The sequence below is a fragment of the Streptomyces sp. McG3 genome (assembly GCF_018619185.1).
In the GTDB taxonomy this organism is placed as follows: Bacteria; Actinomycetota; Actinomycetes; order Streptomycetales; family Streptomycetaceae; genus Streptomyces.
On the sequence record NZ_JAAXYC010000005.1, the window covers coordinates 66038 to 86747 of the forward strand.

Here is a 20710-nt window from a genome sequence, read left to right on the forward strand (position 1 = left end):
GGTCATTTTCGCACTACGACCCACCCCCGAGGCCACTCAATACCGTCTCGGCCCGCTGCTGGGCCCTCTCCCCCACCACGAGATCGGGTGTGATGCCCCTGCCGTCGACGTTCCGGCCGGCCGGCGTGCGGTAGTGGCCGACGGTCAGTTCGGCCACCGAACCGCCCGGAAGCTCGCTGGGCATCTGCACGGAGCCCTTGCCGAAGGTGGGCGAGCCGACGGTGACCGCGCGGCCCCGGTCCTGGAGCGCCCCGGTCAGCAGCTCGGCGGCGCTCATCGTGCCGCCGTCGACCAGGACGACGACCGGCCGGTCCGTGTCACCGCCCGGATCGGCGTACAGGGCCTGCTGCTCGCCGCGCACGTCGTACGTGGCGACCAGGCCGCCGTCCAGGAAGGCGGAGGCGGCGACGACGGCCTCGGTGACGAGTCCGCCGGAGTTGGCGCGCAGATCGAGCAGTATCCCGGCCCCGTCGGGAGCGTCGCGGACCGCTTCCCGGACATCGGCCCCGGCTCCCTTGGTGAACGCTGCGACCTTGATCAGGACCGCCGACGACGACTCGGCCCCCAGCCGCCGCACGGTGACCGCCTCGGTGGTCAGCCGGGCCCGCCGAAGGGTCTCGGTCCAGCTCCGGCCCTCCCGCACCAGCCCGAGCTCCACCCGGCTGCCCTCTGCCGCCCCCGTACCGTCGCCGCGCAGCAACGCGACGACCTCCGCGACGGGGCGCTTGCCGACCGCGCGGCCGTCCAGGGTGCGCAGCAGGTCACCGGCCCTGATGCCCGCCCGGTCGGCGGGACCGCCGGCCTCCACGCGGGACACCGTGACGTCGCCCCGGTCGGTGCGCCGGGCGGAGAGCCCGACACCGGTGTAGGAACCGTCCAGCGCCTGCTCGAACTCCTCGTACTCCCGCTCGTCGTAGACCGCGCCCCAACGATCGCCACTACGGCTGACGACCTCCTCCGCGGCGTCCTTCACGGACTTCCCGTCCGCCTCGGCCTCGGCGGCGGCGTCCTCGATCTCGTCGCGGTCGACCGGGGCGACGGTGGAGGAGACGGCACGCGTCTGCGGCCCGGCCCCGGAACCGGGGTCCTGCGGCAGGGATCCGGTCGCGGCACCGGTGGCGAGAGCACACCCGAAGGCCAATGTCAGGGCCGCCCCGCGGCAGAGGCCGCGGGGCCGGAAGCGGTGCGAACAACCCGACATGGGGCCGAGTCTAGGACAAGCCCCCTGGGGCGCACGGGCACTCGCCCGTGCGCCCCAGGGGGCACATGTCACACCTTCAGGTACTTGCGCAGCGCGAACAGAGCGGCGACGGCGGGCATCAGCAGACCGATCGCGAGCACCAGCGGGAGCTTGGTGAGGACCGCGTCCCAGCCGATGAAGTTGATCAGGTTGAGCTTCTCCTGGAGCGCGAGGCCGCCGTCGATCAGGAAGTACCGCCCGCCGAGCAGCATGGCGCAGGCCAGCACGCCGCCGATCAGGCCGGCGACGGCCGCCTCCATGATGAAGGGGGCCTGGATGTAGAAGCCGGAGGCTCCGACGAGGCGCATGATGCCCGTTTCGCGTCTCCGGCTGAACGCGGAGACGCGCACGGTGTTGACGATCAGGATCAGCGCGATGACCAGCATCAGGATCATCACGTAGACCGCGACGGCGTTCATTCCGTTCATCAGCTCGAAGAGCTGGTCCAGGATGGACCGCTGGTCCTGGACGGACTGCACCCCGTCACGCCCGGCGAAGGCCGTCGCGACGACCTTGTACTTCTGCGGGTCGTCCAGCTTGACCCGGAAGGACTCCTGCATCTGGTCGGGCGTGATGTTGCCCGCCATCGGGGAGTCGCCGAACTGCTCCTGGTAGTGCTTGTACGCCTCGTCGACCGTCTCGAAGTGGACCGTCTCGACGGCCTCCATCTTCTCCAGGTCGACCTTGATCTGCTCCCTCTGCTCCTTGGTGACAGCCCCCTTGGCGCACTTGGGCATGTCCTTGGCGTCGGTCTTGTTGCAGAGGAAGATCGAGACGTTGACCTTGTCGTACCAGTAGTCCTTCATCGTGCTGACCTGCTCGCGCATCAGCAGCGCACCGCCGAACAGGGCGAGCGAGAGGGCGACGGAGACCACGACCGCGAAGGTCATCGTGAGGTTGCGGCGGAGACCGACGCCGATCTCCGACAGGACGAACTGGGCGCGCATGGCGTCCTTTCAGTACTCGATGCTCGAAGTGCACGAAGGGCCGGAGCCCCTCGGTCAGTGCTGGTAGCCGTAGACGCCGCGTGCCTGGTCGCGTACGAGACGGCCCTGCTCGAGCTCGATGACGCGCTTGCGCATCTGGTCGACGATGTTCTGGTCGTGGGTCGCCATGATCACGGTGGTGCCGGTCCGGTTGATCCGGTCCAGCAGCTTCATGATGCCCACGGAGGTCTGCGGGTCGAGGTTGCCGGTCGGCTCGTCCGCGATCAGCAGCATGGGGCGGTTCACGAAGGCGCGGGCGATGGCCACGCGCTGCTGCTCACCACCGGAGAGCTCACCGGGCATCCGCTCCTCCTTGCCGCCGAGGCCGACGAGGTCGAGGACCTGGGGCACGGCCTTGCGGATCTCGCCGCGGGGCTTGCCGATGACCTCCTGCGCGAAGGCCACGTTCTCCGCGACCGTCTTGTTGGGCAGCAGGCGGAAGTCCTGGAAGACCGTCCCCAGCTGGCGGCGCATCTGCGGCACCTTCCAGTTGGACAGCCGCGCGAGATCCTTGCCGAGCACATGGACCATGCCCGTGCTGGCGCGCTCCTCGCGCAGGATCAGTCGCATGAAGGTCGACTTGCCGGAGCCGGAGGACCCCACCAGGAAGACGAACTCACCCTTCTCGATGTCCAACGAGACATCGCGCAGAGCCGGTCGGGTCTGCTTCGGGTAGGTCTTGGAGACGTTGTCGAATCGGATCACGGATGCACCACGGTCGGCCGGGAGTAGGTGAGCGTGACCATACGCGAACCGGGCTCACGCGTGCAGGCGGCGTCCGGCAATGTGCGTTTTATGGCGGATCGACCCCTGGAACGAAACGGGTCGTGCCGGACCTTGTCCGGCGGGCCGCGCCGAAATCGTCGCGAGCTGGCACAGTGGTGGGGGGAACGGTTGCGTTTCCGTGAGCGTTGTGCGGAGAGAAAGCAGCAAGCGGCTCCGCCGCGCGGGAGGAGGAATGCGCATGACCTATGACCGACTGGTGTGCGCGAACTGCGCGTCCCCCGTCAGTGAGGGCCGCTGCCGCGTCTGCCGTGCCGTGCGGCAGCAGATGCTGGAGGAGCAGGGCCAGGGCCCGCTGGCCGGGATGAGCCCGGCCATGCTGATCGCCCTGATGGTGGTGCTGCTGACCGCGCTCGCGCTGCTGGCGCACCAAGCGGCCTGATCCGGCCCGTACGGTCCCCCGGGGCCGCCCCTCATAGCCCCTCCGGGGCTGACAGACGTATGCGTACGGCCGCCTGAGCGGTCCGGGCGCACAGAAGGGCCCGGGAGGCGTCGTACGCCCTCCCGGGCCCTTCTTCCTGCTGTGCCGTGCCGCGTGGGGGGCCGATGTGCGCCCGCTACGCGTCGGTACGGTCCGCCGCGGAGCTAGGCGACGGTGCGACCGCCGCCGACCAGGCGGGGCAGGATACGGAAGCCGATGCCGCCCGCGATCATCGTCGCGGCGCCGATGACCAGGAAGGTCGTCTCGGCCGCACCGGTCTCGGCGAGCTCTTCCTTGCCCTTGCTCTGCTCGACCGGCTTGTTGCCGACGCTGTCGGTGTCCGTGTTGTCGGTGCACTCGGCGCCGTCGAGGTCCACGGTGCAGCCGGCGTCGTCGCCACCGGTGGTGGAACCGCCGCCGGTCGCGGAACCGCCGCCGGCCGTCGAGCCGCCGTCGGTGGAGCCGCCGGAGGTGCTGGTGCCACCCTGGTCGCCGCCGCCGCTGTTGCCGGAGCCGCCGTTGTTGCCGGAGCCGCCGTTGTTGCCGGAGCCACCGTTGTTGCCCGAGCCGCCGTCGACACCACCATCGGCACCGCCGTCAGCACCACCATCGGCACCGCCGTCAGCACCACCATCGGCACCGCCGTCAGCACCACCATCGGCACCACCATCGGCACCGCCGTCAGCACCACCATCGGCACCACCATCGGCACCGCCGTCAGCACCGCCGTCAGCACCGCCGTCAGCACCACCATCGGCACCGCCGTCAGCACCACCATCGGCACCGCCGTCAGCACCACCATCGGCACCACCATCGGCACCGCCGTCAGCACCACCATCGGCACCGCCGTCAGCACCACCATCGGCACCACCGTCAGCAGCACCGCCGTCGGCGCCCGCGTCGACGCCGCCCGGGTCGCCACCCTCGGTGGTGCCCTCGATGAGGCCACCGATGAGACCGTCCTCGGTCTCGTCCTGGGTGGTGATCTGGGTCTCGTCCGGGCCGTTCAGCGCCTGCGCCGCACCGGCCGCGGTCAGCGAGGCACCCGCGGCGATAACCGCGCCGGCGGCGATCCGCGCGACGCGGATACGCGTCTTCTTCGTCATGTGTTGCTACCCCCAGTAGCCGATCTCGTCAGTGGAGCAGCCATATGCGGGTCGCGGCCCTGCGGGGAATCGCTCTCGGCAAGGCCACGTCGTGTCGTGGTCACCCCGCCAGCCCCCCGGTTCACACCCGTCCCAGACATACGCATGCTGCTCTAGCACCCTGGCCAGAGTTAAGGACTACGTCAAGGCCGTTCCGTGCACTAGGCACCAATATGGGGGTTCTTGACGGCTATTCGGAAGCCGGACTGTGACGCATCGGGCACAGGTCCTCCGCAACGCGGGAAGGCCCGGACAGTCGCCTGTCCGGGCCCAACCTCCGTACCGCCGAGGCTACTTCTCGCTCTGCTTGCGCCAGCGGATGCCCGCCTCGACGAAGCCGTCGATCTCGCCGTTGAAGACCGCTTCGGGGTTGCCCATCTCGAACTCCGTACGCAGGTCCTTGACCATCTGGTACGGGTGCAGGACGTACGAACGCATCTGGTTGCCCCAGGAGTTGCCGCCGTCGCCCTTGAGCGCGTTCATCTTCGCCTGCTCCTCCTGGCGGCGGCGCTCGAGGAGCTTCGCCTGGAGGACGTTCATCGCGGACGCCTTGTTCTGGATCTGCGAGCGCTCGTTCTGGCAGGAGACGACGATGCCGGTGGGCAGGTGGGTCAGACGGACCGCGGAGTCCGTGGTGTTGACGCCCTGTCCGCCGGGGCCCGAGGAGCGGTACACGTCCACGCGCAGCTCGGACTCGTCGATCTCGATGTGGTCGGTCTGCTCGACGACCGGGAGCACCTCGACGCCCGCGAAGGACGTCTGGCGGCGGCCCTGGTTGTCGAAGGGCGAGATGCGGACCAGGCGGTGGGTGCCCTGCTCGACGGAGAGCGTGCCGTAGGCGTACGGGACCTGGACGGCGAAGGTGGTCGACTTGATGCCGGCCTCTTCCGCGTACGCGGTCTCGTAGACCTCGGTCTTGTAGTTGTGCCGCTCGGCCCAGCGGATGTACATGCGCTGGAGCTTCTCGGCGAAGTCCGCGGCGTCGACGCCGCCGGCCTCGGCCCGGATGGTCACCAGGGCCTCGCGCGCGTCGTACTCGCCGGAGAGGAGCGTGCGGACCTCCATCTCGTCCAGCGCCTTCTTCACCGACTCCAGCTCGGCCTCGGCCTCCGCCTGGGCATCGGCGTCGCTCTCGTCCGCTGCGAGCTCGAAGAGGACTTCGAGGTCGTCGATGCGGCCGCGCAGGGTCTCGGCCTTGCGGACCTCGGCCTGGAGGTGGGAAAGCTTGCTGGTGATTTTCTGGGCCGCCTCCGGGTCGTCCCACAGGGACGGCGCCGCAGCCTGCTCCTCGAGCGCGGCGATGTCCGCCCTCAGCGCATCCAGGTCCAGGACGGCCTCGATCGACCCCATGGTCGAGGAGAGGGACTTCAGCTCTTCGGAAATATCGACGACTGCCACGGGTCCAGCGTAACGGCTGGGCGGATGAAGCTTGCCCTCGCCCGGAAACCGGATGCGGGTCCGGACCGGGGCGAGGGCTCCCGGAGGCTCGGTCAGGGGGCGCCCGACGCGTCCTTACGGGGTCGCCGGCGCCGAGTTCTCGCTGTCCTGGGGCGCCGGGCCGCCGTCGCCGTCGCCGCCGGCCAGCAGGCCGCCGACCACGACGGCCGCGCAGAGGGCGAGGGCGGCGACTCCGAGGGTGATGCGGCGTTTGCGGACGGCCGCCGCCTTGTTGCGGGCGGAGCCGGGCCGCGGCCTGCCCGGGGCGCGGGGGGCGCGGGCCGTCCCGAGGGGGCCGCCCGCCAGCTCGTCCGGGGCGGGGACGCGCATGCTCGTGTGGGTGTCCCGGTTGGAGTCGGGGGCGGAGCCGGGCACCAGCGGGACCGCGCCGCGGCGGCGGGGCTCCTCGGCGGCCGGGGTGTACTGCTGCTCGTCGTAGGCGGCGGGCTGCTGGTCGCTCTCCTCCGGGCCCGGCTCGTCCACTTCCAGCGGCGGTATCCCCGCCAGCAGGGGCAGCAGGTCGCGCAGCCTCACGGCGAGCTCCGAGGCGCGCAGCCGTGAGGCGGGGGCCTTGGCCAGGCACTGGACCAGGAGCTGCCAGAGCTCCTCGGGGATGCCGGGGAGCGGGACGACGGTCTCGGTGACGTGCCGGCGCAGGACCGCGCCGGGGTGGCCGCCGCCGAAGGGCGTGAATCCGGCGAGCAGCTCGTAGAGCACGGTCGCCAGGGCGTAGATGTCGACGGCGGCGCGCGGCGGGAGTCCCTCGACGATCTCGGGGGCCAGGTAGTCCGGCGTACCGATGATCTTCGTGGCCTTGGTGCGGCGCGGGGTGTCGATCAGTTTGGCGACGCCGAAGTCGGTGAGCAGGGCCGGGTGCGCGCCGCCGGGGCCGAGGGGGCCCTCCATGTCGAGCAGGATGTTCTCCGGCTTGACGTCCCGGTGGACCACCTGGGCCTTGTGCGCGGCGGCGAGCCCGTCGGCGACGTCCGCGATGATCGCGACGGCGGCCTCGGGTGCGAGGCGGCGTTCGCGGTCGAGGCGGGTGCGCAGGTCGGTGCCGCGGACGAGGGTCATGACCAGGGCCAGGTCGTTGCCGTCCACGACGAGGTCCCGGACGGCGACCACGTGCGGGTGGACGAGTCCGAGCAGGGCTGTGCGCTCCTGCACGAAGCGGCCCACGAGCTCCTGGTCGGACGCGAGGTCCTCACGGAGCAGCTTGATGGCGACCGGGCCCTCGGGCCCTTCGCCGAGCCATACCGTGCCGGCGCTGCCGCGCCCCAGGATCTGGTGGGCCGTGTACCGGCTGCCGATGTTCCGTGCCAAGACTGCTCCCTCAGCGGCTGGCGGTGGACCCCCGGTCGACAAAGTTACGCGGCGTTCGGGGTGTCACGTGCACTCGATGGCACCGACCTTCACTTCTCCGGGCCGAATAGGCCCGGAGAAGTCGACAAAGGGACAGAGTTGCGGGTCGGACCTCGCCCGACCGATACGGGTCGGACCTCGCCCGACCCGTATCGCGCCGGGCGCCGCCCGACCGTTACGCGTCCGGCGCCGCCCGGCGCGGTCTCGGGTCAGGCCCCGTCCGAGCTGCCCGTGCTCTCGCCGACCTTGGAGATCCAGTCGGTGACCGTGCCGATCGCGTCGCCGATCGCCTCCCAGTAGCCCTTGCCCTGGGCGACCCAGTCCTGGAGCGGGGTCAGCTCCCAGATGAGCCAGCCGGCGACGATCAGGAGTACCACGGTGAACAGGCAGCCCTTGAGGCAGCCGAGTCCGGGGATGCGCATCGGGTTGGCGCCGCGCTGCCTCGGCGGACGCGGCTCGCGCGGAGCCGGCTGCTGGGGCTGCTGCGGCTGCGGGGGCGCGTACTGCTGCCGCTGGGGCTGCTGCGGCTGCTGATAGCGCTGCGGCTGGTGCTGTTGCTGCTGGTGTTGCGGTGGGTACTGCTGGTGCTGCGGAGGCGGCTGGCGGCGCTGGGGCGGCTGCTGCTGATGGGGCTGCTGCGGCGGCTGCTGGCGCTGCGGGCGACGGCGCAGCGGGTCCTGGCTCGGGTCGAGGTACTGGACCTGGGTCTGCTCGTTGCGGTCGCGGGCCGCCTGGAGCTGCGACTGCCAGGGGTGCGGTCCGTCCGGCTGCGGCGGCCCGTCGGGTCGCTGCGGCACGGGCGGCATGACGGCGGTCGGGTCGGCGTGGCCGCCGCCGGGGCCCTGACCGCCCGGGCCGCCGGTCTGCTGGAAGACGCTGGTGGGGGCGGCGGGGTCGTAGGAGCCCGCGTTGCTCGGCAGCACCTGCGTGGGGTCGGCCGCGCCCGGGGTGTCCGGGACCGCGGTGGGCGCCGGGTCGGGGGCGAGCAGGGCGCCCACCCCGTCGGCGGCGGCGATCTGGGCGGAGTTCGCGTGGACGCCGATGCCCGAGGCGACCGTACGCAGACCGCGGGCCAGGTTCTCGGCGCTGGGCCGCCGGTCCGGGTCCTTGCTCAGGCAGCGCTCTATGACCGTCCACAGCGGGGCCGGGACGTTGGAGGGGCGGCGGGGCTCCTCGCTGAGGTGCCGGTGCAGGACCTCGAGGGCGGTGCCCCCGGCGAACGGCGGGCGGCCGGTGACCAGCTCGTACAGCAGGATGCCCGCGCCGTAGATGTCGACGGCGGAGGTCTGCGGGCGGCCCTCGGCGGACTCCGGCGCCACGTAGGCGGGGGTGCCGACGAACTCGTGGGTCCGGGTCAGGCCCGGGGAGTCGGCCAGGCGCGCGATGCCGAAGTCCGTGAGCATCGGGTGCATCTGGCCGTCGCGCTCGTCGACCAGCACGTTGGCCGGCTTGAGGTCGCGGTGGACGACGCCGTCCGCGTGACTGGCGGCGAGCGCGTCCGCGATCTGCGCGGTGAGCAGGGAAGCGGCGACCGGGGTGAGCGGGCCGTTGTCGCGGAGGTAGCGGTGCAGGTCGGGGCCGTCGATCAGGTCCATCACCAGGGCGAGGAGATCGCCCTCGACGACCAGGTCCCGGGTGCGCACGATGTTGGGGTGCGTGAGCCGCAGCAGGACGGAGCGCTCCCGCAGGAACCGCATCACGACATCGGCGTCGTTGGCCAGCTCCTCCTTGAGGACCTTGATGGCCACGGTCTCGCCGGGCTGACCCGCGACGGCTGCCTCGGCGCCCGCGGTCTCCCGCTGGCGGGCTCGCCAGACGGTGCCCGTGGCGCCGCGTCCGAGCGGCTCCTCGAGCAGGTACTTGCTGCCTACCGGCCGCACGTCATGCGCTCCCTGCTGATCGTGGTGCTTGCGGTCCCCCAGGGGTCCTGTTCGCTCCCCGGGTCCGTCCGAATGTTCCGGCCCACTGTAGTGCCGCCGAACGGGGCACCGGGGGCTCACGTTTCGGGGGAAGACGCGGAGACCGGGTGGAAGGTTGCCGCACGGCTGATCAGGGGCCGGTCAGGCGTTCGGTCGCCGGAGCGGATTTCCGTCCGGCACCAGGCGGGCGACCACCGGGAAACCCGTCCGAGCGGCGGGATCCGGACGCAAGCAGGCACTTTTGCGCCCACAGCCGACCATTCAAGATCATTTAAAGGTGACCGCCGGGCGTGTTGTCAGTGGCAGGTGCGAGGATGCCTCCAGCACGGATCTGCGAGGTCGGAGTCTCGCGGTGCGTGACGACCTGTACGGACGACGTGTCCGTGCCGGGTGGGGGAATCACAGGGCGTTTCCCCTGCCGGGCACCCCCGCGCAGAAGGGACCGCTGACGGCGATGCAGATCCGGCTGACCGTCCTCGCGCCGCGCAGCGGCCAGACCCCGGCGCGCACCTGCGACGTGCTCGTCACCGCACCCGCCGGGACGGCGCTGGCCGCCGTCGCCTCCCAGCTGGCCTCCGCCGTGTCGGGGCCCGAGAGCTCCCAGGGCGGCGGAGCGATCGTGTTCTTCGCCGGACGGGAGCGGCTGGACGGGCACCGCGCCGCGCTGGGCGAGCCGCCCCTGGTGGACGGCGCGGTCCTCTCGCTCCAGGTCCCCGGCGACGTCGAGGCGACGGACGACCCCGTTCCGGCCCAGCTCCATGTGGTGGCGGGCCCGGACGCGGGCGGCGTCCACCTGCTGCACGGCGGGCAGATCCGGATCGGCCGCTCCGCCGACGCGGACGTCCCGCTCGACGACCCGGACGTCTCCCGGCTGCACTGCGCGGTGACGGTCTCCGACGACGGCCGGGTCTCGGTCGCCGATCTCGGTTCGACGAACGGCACCTCACTGGACGGCGTCGAGGTGCGTGAGCGGCCGGTCCGCCTCGCCCCCGGCGCGCTGCTGCGGCTCGGCGAGTCCGCCCTCCGCCTCACGGCGGGCTCCCGTCCGGCGACGCTGCCGATCGCGCCGGACGGCGAGGGTCACCTGCGGGTGGCCCGCGCCGAGACGGGGACACCCGCCCCGGGCCACGGGACCGGCGCGCCGCCCTCCGCGCACACCCCCGACCACGGCGGCCCGGGCCACGGCCACGGTTACGGCGCACCGGCCTCCCCTTTCCCTCGTTCCCCCGCTTCCGCCGGCTCCCCGGCGTCCTCCGGGCCCCACGGCCTCTCCGGAGCCCCGGATTCCTCCCTCGAAGAGGCCTCCTGGCCCGAGCACGCCGAGGCCGGGCCGGGCACGTACCCGGGACATGGCACCCATGCCCGTGGCGAGGAGTTCGACGACGCCCCGGCACCCCGGCGCGGCATAGGAGCGTGGGCGAGGCGGCTCAAGGGCGGCGCGAAGGGCGAGCAGGCGGCGGGACCGGAGACCGGCGCCGGGCGGCGGGACGAGGCGTACGGCTCCTCCCGCGCCCCGGACGGCCGGACACCGCCCGGATCACCGGCGTACGGATCAGCGGCGCCCGGAGCCGGCGCGTACGGCTCCGCGACGGGGTCCCACGACTTCCCGGGCGGCTCCCCCGATCCGTCCGGCGGCCCGTCGGGGGCCGGTCACCTCGCCTCGCCGGCCTCGCCCGGCTCCCCCTTCTCCGCGCTGCCCACCGCCCCCGAGGGCACCTGGCCGGATCCGGCCGCCGTGCTGCTGACCGCGCTCGGCCCCGGGCCCCGGCTCTGGGAGCGCCATCCGGAGCACCCGGAGGCGCTCGTGGTGCGGCTCGGCACGACCGACCGGGCCGAGGTGCCCGCCGTGCCGGTGACCGTGGGGCTACGGGAGGCCGGTTCGCTCGGGCTCGCCGGTCCGCGCGCCCGGCTGGCGGGGCTTGCCCGCGCGACGGTGGCGCAGCTCGCCGCGCTGCACTCCCCGTTCGACCTGGAGATCGTCCTCATCAGCACGGACCGCGCCCGCCCGCTGGAGGAGCGGCGGCGCGAGTGGTCCTGGCTGGGGTGGCTGCCGCATCTGCGCCCGACGCACGGACAGGACTGCCGGCTGCTCCTCGCGTACGACCGTGAGCAGGCGGCCGCCCGCACGGCCGAGCTGGTGCGCCGCCTCGACGAAGGCCCCCTCGGTCCCGGGTGGCCGCATCTGGACCGGGCCTCGGTGGCCGAGGCCGCCCGCGCCCACACCGGTCCGCACACGGTGGTCGTCCTGGACGGCGACCCCGGTACGGCGATGCTGCGCGAGACCACGGCGCGGCTGGCCGGGGCGGGCGCGGCGGCCGGGATCCATCTGATCTGCCTGGCCGAGACCCCGGCCGCCTCCCCCACCTCCCCGGTGGCCGCGACGTACGAGGCCGCCTGCCGGGCGTCCATCGCCTTCCGGGAGTGCGGGGCGGTCGCGATGCTCAGCGGGGACGTCGCCACGGCGTTGCGCCTGTTGCGCACGGCGGGCGGGCAGGCCGCGGGGCACGGGACGGTGGCCGCCGTGGACGCGGTGTCGGCGGCCTGGGCCGAGCGGTTCGGGCGGGCCCTGGCGCCCCTGCGTGAGGAGGGCTCGGCCGCGCTGGCCGGCCGTCCGACGACCGCGGCGCTGCCGCCGTCCGCCCGGCTGCTGGACGAGCTGGGCCTGGCCCGGGCGACGCCGGCCTCGCTGATGGCCCGCTGGGCGTCCACGGCGGAGCTCCAGCCCGGCGCCTCGGCGCCCCGGGGCGGGGCGGCCCCCGCGCCCCGCCAGGAGCTGGACAGCCCCAACTCCGGGCGGACCCTCAGCGCGGGCCCGCGCGTCGGCCCGCAGCGCACCGCCTCCTCCTCCCACCGTGACTCCGGCCGCACGCCGTACCCGGCCGCGGGCGCCCCCGACCCGGACCGCACCCCGTACCCACCGCTGGACGCCCGCGACTCCGGGCGCACCCCGTATCCGCCGCTGGATTCACGGGACTCGGAGCGCACGCCCTACCTCGGCGGCCGGCGCTCCGGGCCGGGACCGGGCTCCGGGGAACGGGGCGAAGGGGCCACGCCCCCGGCCGGCGCCGCCCACACCGGCCGGCCGGTCCTCGTGCTCGGGGCGGGCCCCCGGGGGCCCCTCAGCGTCGATCTCGCCGACGAGGGGCCGCATCTACTGATCGAGGGGCCGCCGGGCAGCGGCCGCACCGAGCTGCTCCGGGCCGTCGCCGCCTCGCTCGCCTCCGCCGCCCGGCCCGACCGGCTCGGCATCCTGCTCGTCGACGGTGCCGGCGGCGAGCGGGGGGAGCGCTGCGAAGGGCTGCTCCCCTGTACGGAGCTGCCGCATGTGTTCACCCACCTCGTGGCGTGCGACCCGGTCCGGATGCGGGAGTTCGCGCAGGCCCTGGGCGGCGAGCTGAAGCGGCGCGCCGAGCTGCTCGGCGACCTGGACTTCGCCGCCTGGCACGAGCAACACGCCCAGCAGGAGGGCCCGGCGCGCATCGTGGGCCAGCGTCCGCCGAGCGGCGCCGAGCGGCGGGGCGATCTGGACTCCCCGGCCAGCGGCACCCTGCGGTTGCGCCCCGCCGCCCGGTCCGGGGACCCCGGCCCGTCGCCGCTGCCCCGCCTCGTCGTCCTCGCCGACGACTTCGACGCGCTGGTCGCCCCGTCGCTCGGCAGTCCCGGCCGGCCGGCCGCCGGTTCGGTGGTGCGGGCGCTGGAGGCCGTGGCCCGGGACGGCGGGCGGCTCGGGGTGCACCTGGTCGCCACCTCCGCGCGCCCGGACCGCACCGAGGACACCGAGCTGGCCCGTGGCGCCCGGCTGCGCATCGTGCTGGACGCCCCGGTGCTCCCGCCGTCCCCGGACGAGCCGGCCCCCGGCCGGGGCAGACTGGGGCATCCGGACGGCCGGGTGACGCCGTTCCAGGGGGGCCGGGTCACCGGTCGCATCCCGCGTACGGCGACGCTGCGGCCCACCGTCGTCCCGCTGGAGTGGGAGCGGATGGGCGATCCGCCGACCCGGCGCCCGGTGCGGGAGCTGGGCAACGGGCCGACCGACCTGGCGCTGCTCGCCAGCGCGTTGGAGCGCGCGGCCCGTTCGGTGAACGCGGAGCGGCTGCCGGCCCTGGTGCCGTTCCCGGCCTGACGTGACCACCGGCGCGGCCACTCTCACCGCCCTCTCCCGGACCCTCGCCCGGCCACCGTTTCGGCGCGCTCCTCCCCCTGCCCCGGCAGGCTTCCGACATGCCCTGACATGACGTCACGAGGCGATCACGATCAGCCTGTTGGGGCCTCCGGCGGTATTGCGGGGCCCGTGCGCCCGGCGTAGGACTGTGCGCACGGACGACGCAGTCCGGGCATGCGGACATGGCCGGACGCGTACAGAAGAGACGGGGCAGGAATGCGCACAACCTTCTCGATACGCAGGGCCGCGGTCGTGTTCACAGCGGTCGGCGCTCTGGCGCTCACCGCCTGCGGAGGCGACGGTGACGGCAAGAAGAAGACGGACGACGGCTCCGGCAAGGGCACGGACAGCACGTCCACGGTGAAACTGCCGAAGCTGGACGGGGAGGACATCTCCGTCGCCGCGGTCTGGACCGGACCCGAGCAGGAGAACTTCACCAAGGTGCTGGACGAGTTCGAGAAGCGTACGGGCGCGAGCGTGACCTTCGTCCCGGCGCAGGACCCCATCATCAACTTCCTGGGCACCAAGATCGCGGGCAAGCAGCCGCCGGACGTGGCGATGATCCCGCAGGTCGGTGCGATCCAGCAGGCGGCCGCGAAGAAGTGGGCCAAGCCGGTCGGCCCCGAGGCGCGGGCCCAGCTCGGCCAGAACTACGCGAAGGTCTGGCAGGACCTCGGCGCGGTGGACGGCACCCAGTACGGCGTGTACTTCAAGGCCGCGAACAAGTCCCTGATCTGGTACAACGCCGCCGCGTTCGACAACGCCGGGGCGAGCGAGCCGAAGACCTGGAAGGACTTCCTGACGACCGCGGAGACCGTTTCCGCCTCCGGCGTCACACCGGTCTCGGTGGGTGGCGCGGACGGCTGGACCCTGACCGACTGGTTCGAGAACGTCTACCTCTCCCAGGCGGGGCCGGAGAAGTACGACCAGCTGGCGAAGCACGAGATCCCGTGGACCGACCCGTCGGTCAAGGACGCGCTGACCACGCTGGCCGGGCTGTGGGGGAAGCCGGAACTGATCGCGGGCGGCGCGGACGGGGCGCTCCAGACGGAGTTCCCGGCCTCGGTCACCCAGACCTTCACCGGGGGCGACCAGCCCAAGGGCGCGATGGTCTTCGAGGGCGACTTCGTCTCCATCAACATCGCGCAGACCGAGGCGAAGATCGGCACGGACGCCAAGGTCTTCCCGTTCCCGGCGGTCGGCGCGGACTCCCCCGTGGTGACCGGCGGCGACGCGGCGGTGGCGCTGAAGGACACCAAGGGCGCGCAGGCGCTGCTGACCTGGCTGGCCTCCTCCGACGCGGCGAAGATCTGGGCCGAGTCGGGCGGGTTCATCTCCCCGAACAAGAGCCTGGACCTGAAGGCGTACCCGAACGACGTGCAGCGCACGATGGCCCAGGCGCTGATCGACGCCGGTGACGACGTCCGGTTCGACATGTCCGACCAGGCCCCGCAGTCGTTCGGCGGGACGCCCGGGAAGGGCGAGTGGAAGATCCTCCAGGACTTCCTGAAGAACCCGAAGGACATCGCGGGGACCCAGAAACAGCTGGAGTCCGAAGCGGTCAAGGCGTACAAGAGCTGACGCCGTGACGACAGCGACCGCGGGGGGCGCCGGTGCGGCGCCCCCCGCCGACGACACGAATCCACGCCCGTCCCCGCCCCCGGACCCGAAGAGGTCCCGCAAGAGCGTGACCGGCACCCGCAGGGTCATCGCGGCGGCGTTCCTGCTGCCCGCGCTGGTGCTGCTCGGCGCGCTGGTGCTCTATCCGATCGGGTACTCGGTCTACCGGTCGTTCTTCGACCAGGCCGGTACGGGCTTCGCCGGGATCGACAACTACAAGGCGCTGTTCACCGACGCCACCATCGTCACGGCGGTGAAGAACAACGCGATCTGGGTGGTCTTCGCCCCGACGGTCGCCACCGCGCTCGGGCTGATCTTCGCGGTGCTGACCGAGCGGATCCGCTGGGGCACCGCGTTCAAGCTGATCGTCTTCATGCCGATGGCGATCTCGATGCTGGCGGCCGGCATCATCTTCCGGCTGGTGTACGACCAGGCTCCCGAGCGGGGTGTGGCCAACGCGGTGGCGGTGGGCGTGCACGACACGTTCAACCAGTCCTCCGTCTTCCCGAAGGCGCGCCCGCTGCCCGTGCACCCGCTGGAGAAGGGTGACGGCGGGGTGTTCGTCTCCAAGGAGCCGGTCCGGGCGGGCCAGCCGCTGCGGGTGCCGCTGGTCGGCGTGGCTCCGGCGAGGATGCCGGGCGACGCACGGCCTGCGAAGGCGGCCCCGGCGGGGTCCGGGGACGAGATCTCCGGCACGGCCTGGCTGGACTTCACCCGGGGCGGCGGCGGGAAACCGAATGTCGTCGACCCGAAGGAGCTCGGCCTGAAGGGCCTGAAGGTCGAGGCGGTGAAGGACGGGAAGGTCGTCGCCACGGCCACCGCCGGGGCGGATGGCGTGTTCACCCTGCCCGCCGCGGCGGACGGGGCCCAACTGCGCCTGCCCGCCGACAACTTCCGCGAGCCCTACAACGGCGTCGACTGGCTCGGACCGTCCCTCGTGACGCCCGGGATCATCGGCAGCTACGTATGGATGTGGGCCGGGTTCGCGATGGTGCTGATCGCGGCGGGCCTGGCCGGTCTGCCGCGTGAGCTCCTGGAGGCGGCCCGGGTGGACGGCGCCAACGAGTGGCAGGTGTTCCGCCGGATCACGGTGCCGATGCTGGCGCCGGTGCTGGCGGTGGTCCTGGTGACGCTGATGATCAACGTGCTGAAGGTCTTCGACCTGGTGTTCATCATCGCGCCGGGCTCCTCGCAGGACGACGCGAACGTGCTGGCGCTCCAGCTGTACAGGTCGTCGTTCGGCACGGACGCGGACCTGGGGATCGGGAGCGCGATCGCGGTGCTCCTGCTGCTGCTGGTGATCCCGGTGATGCTGTTCAACATCCGCCGGATCCGGAAGGAGGGACGCCGATGAGCGCACCCGACGCATCGATCAAGGCCAAGCAGTCCCTCGGCGCCCGGATCGCCGCCCGCGCCGGCGGCGGGGTGATGCGGGTCTTCCTGATCCTGGTCGCCCTGTTCTGGCTGATGCCCACGATCGGCCTGCTGCTGTCCTCGCTGCGCGGGCCGCAGGACATCGCGGCGACCGGCTGGTGGAAGGTCTTCACGGCCCCGTCGGAGATGACCTTCGACAACTACCAGCGGCTGCTGGACAATTCGACGATCACCGGCTCGCTCGTCAGCACGATCATGATCACCGTGCCCTCCACGGTCCTGGTGGTGGTCATCGGCTCGCTGGCCGGATACGCCTTCGCGTGGATGGAGTTCCCCGGCCGCGACTGGTGGTTCCTGCTGGTCGTCGGGTTGCTGGTGGTGCCGGTGCAGGTCGCCCTGATCCCGGTCTCCGAGCTGTTCGGCACGATCGGGATCTTCGAGACGACGCTCGGTGTGGTGCTGTTCCACACGGCGTTCGGCCTGCCGTTCGCGATCTTCCTGCTGCGGAACTTCTTCGCGGAGATCCCCCGTGAGCTGCTGGAGGCCGCCCGGCTCGACGGGGCGGGCGAGATCCGGCTGTTCACCCGGGTCGTGATGCCGCTGGGCGGTCCGGCGATCGCCTCGCTCGGGATCTTCCAGTTCCTGTGGGTGTGGAACGACATGCTGGTCGCCCTGATCTTCGCGGACTCCGAGTCGCCGCCGATCACCGTGGCGCTCCAGCAGCAGGTACGCCAGTTCGGCAACAACATCGACGTGCTGGCGCCCGGCGCGTTCGTGTCGATGGTGATCCCGCTGGCGGTGTTCTTCGCCTTCCAGCGGCAGTTCGTGTCCGGCGTGATGGCGGGCGCCGTCAAGTAGCTCTCGCCACAAGGCCGTACGCCCTCGGAGGCGTACGGCTGTACGTCAACCCGAAGCGGCCCGGTTCCCCGGAACCGGGCCGCTTCGCCGTCTGAGTCCCCCGATTGCCGCGTCCGGCGTAACCCTGTCATTCCATCCGACGTTTGCGGTCTGCCTGTTTCCCGCGAACGATCGACCCATGGATGTGTAGTGCCCCGGTTCTCCGTCATCGTGCCCGCATTCCGGGTCCAGGCGTATCTGCACGCGTGTCTGGATTCCGTGCTGGCCCAGTCCTTCAAGGACTACGAGATCGTCGTGGTCGACGACTGCTCCCCCGACGCCTGTGGGCCGATCGCCGACGAGTTCGCCCGCCGGGACCCGCGTGTCACCGCACTGCACCTCCCCCGCAACACCGGCCTGGGACCGGCCCGCAACGCCGGGATGGGCCGGGCGGGCGGTGACTACCTGATCTTCCTCGACGGTGACGACACCCTGCTGCCGGACGCGCTCCAGACCATCGCCGACCGGATCGACGCGACCGGCGAACCCGACGTCCTGATGTACGACTACGCCCGCACGTACTGGACGGGCCGCAGCGTGCGCAACGTCCTGGCCGCCCACCTCGACGAGGGCGGGCCCGACCGCTTCCGGCTCACCGACCGCCCCGAGCTGTTGCAGCTCCTCATGGTCGTCTGGAACAAGGCGTACCGCCGCGCGTTCATCGAGGCCGAGGGGTTCACCTTCCCGCCCGGCTACTACGAGGACACCCCCTGGACCTACCCGGTACTGATGTCGGCCGGGTCGATCGCGGTGCTGGACGCGGTCTGCGTCTCCTACCGGCAGCGGCGGCGCGGCAACATCCTCTCCACCACCAGCGAGAAGCACTTCGACGTCTTCGACCAGTACGACCGGGTGTTCGCGTTCATCGACGCACGCCCCGAACTCGCCCTGTGGCGCCCGGTGATGTTCCGCCGGATGCTGGACCACTTCTCCGCGCTGTTCGCCTCCCGGGACCGGCTGCCGCTCCACAGCCGCGCCGCGTTCTTCCGCCGGGCGGCCGCGTCCTGCCGCCGCTACCGCACCCCCGGCGCCCCGGTCCCCCGTCGCGCGCTGCTGCGGCACGGCCTGTTGCGGCTCGGCGCGCGGCGCACCTATCAAGCGCTGTCGGGGGCCCAGCGCCTGGGCGGCCGGCTGCGCCGGGGGGTGGCGGGCGCCCGCCGGGCGGTACGGGGCGTGGCGCTGCGGGCCCACTACCGGATCCAGTTGCGGCTGCCGCTGCGCTCCCGGGACGCGGTGTTCGCCACCCGGGGCGGGGGCGGGTACACGGGCAGCCCGGCGGCGATCGAGGCGAAGGTCCGCGAGCTGGTCCCGGGGGTGCGGACCGCCTGGATCTGCCGGCCCGTCGACGCCCACACCGTGCCGACCGGCACCCGGCACCTCGCGCCCGGCACCTTCGCCCACGGGACGGCGCTGGCCCGCTCCGCGTACCTGGTGAACGACTCCGCCTTCGACCGGGGGCTGGTCAAGCGCCGGGGCCAGGTGCTGCTCCAGACGCACGAGGGCACACCGCTGCGGACCGTGGGCACCGATCTGCTGGACCGGCCCGCCGCCGCCCGGGGCACCGACTTCGAGCAGCTGCTGCGCTCGGTGGACACCTGGGACTTCTCCCTCTCGGCGAACCCGCACTCCACCCTCGTACGGGAACGGGCCTATCCGTCCGCGTACACGACGCTGGAGTACGGATCGCCGCGCAACGACGTGTACCACCGCACCGGTCCGGCGGATGTGGCGCGGCTGCGCGAGACGCTGGGGATCCCGGCGGGCTGCACGGCCCTGCTGTACGCCCCGACGCACCGCGACTACCGGCGTGTCCAGCGGTCCGGCCTGGACCTGGAGCGGCTGGTCCGGGTCCTGGGCCCGCAGTTCGTGGTCCTGGCCCGGGCGCCGCACCCCGCGGGCCCCGGTGGCCACCGGGCGCCGCATCCCCGGATCATCGACGTCCACGGGCACCGGTCCGTGGAGACGCTGGCGCTCGCCTCGGACGCGCTGATCACGGACTACGCGTCGCTGATGTTCGACTACGTCAACCTGGACCGCCCGGTGGTGCTGCACCTCGCCGACATCGAGGCGTACGAGGCGGCCCGGGGCACGTACTTCGACATCACGGCGTTCCCGCCCGGCATCGTGGCCCGGGGCCAGGACGAGCTGTTCGACATCTTCGCCACGGACCACTGGCGGGGCTCACGCTCGGCGCAGCTGCGGGCCGCGTTCCGGGCCCGGTTCTGTCCGTACGACGACGGGTACGCCGCCGAGCGGGTGGTGCGTCGGGTCTTCCTCGGGGAGACGGACGGGCTGCCGCTGCCGGTGCCGTCCGCCGCGCGCCGGACGCCCGCGGCCCTTCCGGCGCAGGACGGGGCCGGGGCGGGCCTCAAGGGCTGACCCGGCCCGTCGCTCCACGCGTGCTCCCACGGGCTCAGGGCGCGCTCAGCGCTCCAGGAACGCGAACAGCTCCTCCCAGCGGCGCAGGGTCTCCGGCTCGGAGAACCGCTGGACGCCGGACCGGGCCCGCGCGCCCATCGCGTCGCGCAGCCGGGGGTTGCCGGTGAGCCGCAGCAGCCGGTCGGCGAGGGCGGCGACGTCCCCGGCGGGGGCCAGCAGCCCGTCCTCGCCGTCGCGGACGATCTCCCGCACCCCCGGCGCGCAGTCGAAGGCGGCGCAGGGCACACCGCTCGCCATCGCCTCCAGCAGGGCCAGCGGGAAGCCTTCGCCCCGGGAGGACTGGACGAAGACGGAGGCCTGGGCGAGGGCCCGCTCGACGTCGTCGGTGCGGCCCATCCACTCCACGGATCCGTCGAGGCCGAGGCCCGTGCACTGCTCCTTGAGCGCGGCCTCGTCCTCGCCGGCCCCGTAGACGCACAGCCGCCAGTCGGGGCGGGCGGGGGCGACCAGGGCCCAGGTGTCCAGGAGCAGGTCGATGCCCTTCTGGTCGCTGAGCCGGCCGATGCTGGCAACGGTCTTCGCGGTGCGCGGGGAGGGCACGGCGGGGAGCCTGGAGAGGGCGTTGGGCAGGAAGCCGACGTTGTTCATGCCGTCGCCGGCCCACTGGTCGGCGTCCTCCTCGGTGAGGACGAGCCAGTGGTCGAGGTCCTTGTAGTGGTTCTTGATCCAGCGGTAGCGGTGGCTCGCGCGGGAGTAGCCGTAGGACTCGTGGCTCATCCCGATGACCCGCAGCCCGGTGGTGTCGGCCTCGCCGACCCATTCCATCGCCCAGACCTGGGTGACGATGACGACCGCGCCGGGGCGGGCGGTCGCGAAGATCTCCGACAGCCGGGCGACCGCCTGCTTCTTGGCGGCGGCCCGGGCCGCCTCCTTGCGCCGGGTGGGGAGTCGGAAGCGGTCACGGATGCCGTGGGGCGTCCAGGGG

General features: G+C 72.7%; 14 protein-coding genes. 6 read left to right on the plus strand and 8 right to left on the minus strand.

The window, feature by feature from the left end:
* Positions 1-13: 13 nt before the first annotated feature.
* The 3 genes from HET64_RS01725 to ftsE all read right to left on the minus strand — a co-directional run bounded on the left by HET64_RS01725 (position 14) and on the right by ftsE (position 2931).
* Positions 14-1201, minus strand: coding sequence for a S41 family peptidase (locus tag HET64_RS01725; protein WP_215101433.1), 1188 nt, complete (start codon positions 1199-1201; stop codon positions 14-16).
* A 68-nt stretch (positions 1202-1269) separates the two neighbouring features.
* Positions 1270-2187 (minus strand): permease-like cell division protein FtsX, encoded by a 918-nt coding sequence (gene ftsX, locus HET64_RS01730; RefSeq protein ID WP_215101435.1) that lies wholly within the window; start codon positions 2185-2187, stop codon positions 1270-1272.
* Positions 2188-2241: 54 nt separating this feature from the next.
* Entirely contained in the window at positions 2242-2931 is a 690-nt protein-coding gene (gene ftsE, locus HET64_RS01735) for a cell division ATP-binding protein FtsE (protein WP_003968787.1), read from the minus strand.
* Between the two features lie 259 nt (positions 2932-3190).
* Between ftsE and HET64_RS01740 the strand changes: the two genes are divergently transcribed.
* Positions 3191-3391, plus strand: a complete 201-nt coding sequence (locus HET64_RS01740; RefSeq protein WP_003968786.1) for a hypothetical protein — start codon at positions 3191-3193, stop codon at positions 3389-3391.
* Between the two features lie 203 nt (positions 3392-3594).
* Here HET64_RS01740 and HET64_RS01745 read toward each other — a convergent pair whose 3' ends face one another.
* The 4 genes from HET64_RS01745 to HET64_RS01760 form a co-directional block, all read right to left on the minus strand.
* A complete protein-coding gene (locus HET64_RS01745) occupies positions 3595-4536 on the minus strand; it encodes an LPXTG cell wall anchor domain-containing protein (RefSeq protein ID WP_215101437.1) in 942 nt (313 codons plus the stop codon).
* Between the two features lie 330 nt (positions 4537-4866).
* Positions 4867-5973, minus strand: a complete 1107-nt coding sequence (prfB, locus tag HET64_RS01750; protein WP_097871292.1) for a peptide chain release factor 2 — start codon at positions 5971-5973, stop codon at positions 4867-4869.
* A gap of 114 nt (positions 5974-6087) precedes the next feature.
* Complete coding sequence (locus HET64_RS01755) at positions 6088-7335, minus strand: serine/threonine-protein kinase (RefSeq protein WP_215101439.1); 1248 nt, start codon at positions 7333-7335, stop codon at positions 6088-6090.
* A gap of 248 nt (positions 7336-7583) precedes the next feature.
* The gene (locus HET64_RS01760) at positions 7584-9254 is read right to left on the minus strand and encodes a serine/threonine-protein kinase (protein WP_215101441.1); all 1671 of its coding nucleotides are present in this window, start codon (positions 9252-9254) and stop codon (positions 7584-7586) included.
* A 493-nt stretch (positions 9255-9747) separates the two neighbouring features.
* Between HET64_RS01760 and HET64_RS01765 the strand changes: the two genes are divergently transcribed.
* From HET64_RS01765 to HET64_RS01785, 5 genes are all read left to right on the plus strand, one after another.
* Positions 9748-13416, plus strand: coding sequence for an FHA domain-containing protein (locus HET64_RS01765; RefSeq protein ID WP_215101443.1), 3669 nt, complete (start codon positions 9748-9750; stop codon positions 13414-13416).
* A 255-nt stretch (positions 13417-13671) separates the two neighbouring features.
* Positions 13672-15036 carry an ABC transporter substrate-binding protein gene (locus HET64_RS01770; protein ID WP_215101445.1) on the plus strand — a complete coding sequence of 455 codons (1365 nt, stop codon included), beginning with the start codon at positions 13672-13674 and terminating at the stop codon, positions 15034-15036.
* 106 nt (positions 15037-15142) lie between these two features.
* Entirely contained in the window at positions 15143-16429 is a 1287-nt protein-coding gene (locus HET64_RS01775; RefSeq protein WP_215101465.1) for a carbohydrate ABC transporter permease, read from the plus strand.
* Entirely contained in the window at positions 16426-17307 is an 882-nt protein-coding gene (locus HET64_RS01780; RefSeq protein ID WP_215101447.1) for a carbohydrate ABC transporter permease, read from the plus strand. The genes HET64_RS01775 and HET64_RS01780 overlap by 4 nt, the downstream gene beginning before the upstream one ends.
* A 189-nt stretch (positions 17308-17496) precedes the next feature.
* Positions 17497-19725, plus strand: a complete 2229-nt coding sequence (locus HET64_RS01785) for a bifunctional glycosyltransferase family 2 protein/CDP-glycerol:glycerophosphate glycerophosphotransferase (RefSeq protein WP_215101449.1) — start codon at positions 17497-17499, stop codon at positions 19723-19725.
* Between the two features lie 45 nt (positions 19726-19770).
* On the opposite strand, the gene HET64_RS01790 is transcribed toward HET64_RS01785, so the two are convergent.
* Positions 19771-20710 (minus strand): glycosyltransferase (locus tag HET64_RS01790; protein ID WP_215101451.1); only part of this gene is annotated, 940 nt, incomplete at its 5' end.

What these genes read in the sequence shown, in the direction of transcription:
- HET64_RS01745 (WP_215101437.1), bottom strand. Translation starts at nt 4,536, where the DNA reads ATGACGAAGAAGACGCGTATCCGCGTCGCGCGGATCGCCGCCGGCGCG.
- HET64_RS01770 (WP_215101445.1), top strand. Translation starts at nt 13,672, where the DNA reads ATGCGCACAACCTTCTCGATACGCAGGGCCGCGGTCGTGTTCACAGCG.
- HET64_RS01725 (WP_215101433.1), bottom strand. Translation starts at nt 1,201, where the DNA reads ATGTCGGGTTGTTCGCACCGCTTCCGGCCCCGCGGCCTCTGCCGCGGG.
- HET64_RS01740 (WP_003968786.1), top strand. Translation starts at nt 3,191, where the DNA reads ATGACCTATGACCGACTGGTGTGCGCGAACTGCGCGTCCCCCGTCAGT.
- HET64_RS01780 (WP_215101447.1), top strand. Translation starts at nt 16,426, where the DNA reads ATGAGCGCACCCGACGCATCGATCAAGGCCAAGCAGTCCCTCGGCGCC.
- ftsX (WP_215101435.1), bottom strand. Translation starts at nt 2,187, where the DNA reads ATGCGCGCCCAGTTCGTCCTGTCGGAGATCGGCGTCGGTCTCCGCCGC.
- HET64_RS01765 (WP_215101443.1), top strand. Translation starts at nt 9,748, where the DNA reads ATGCAGATCCGGCTGACCGTCCTCGCGCCGCGCAGCGGCCAGACCCCG.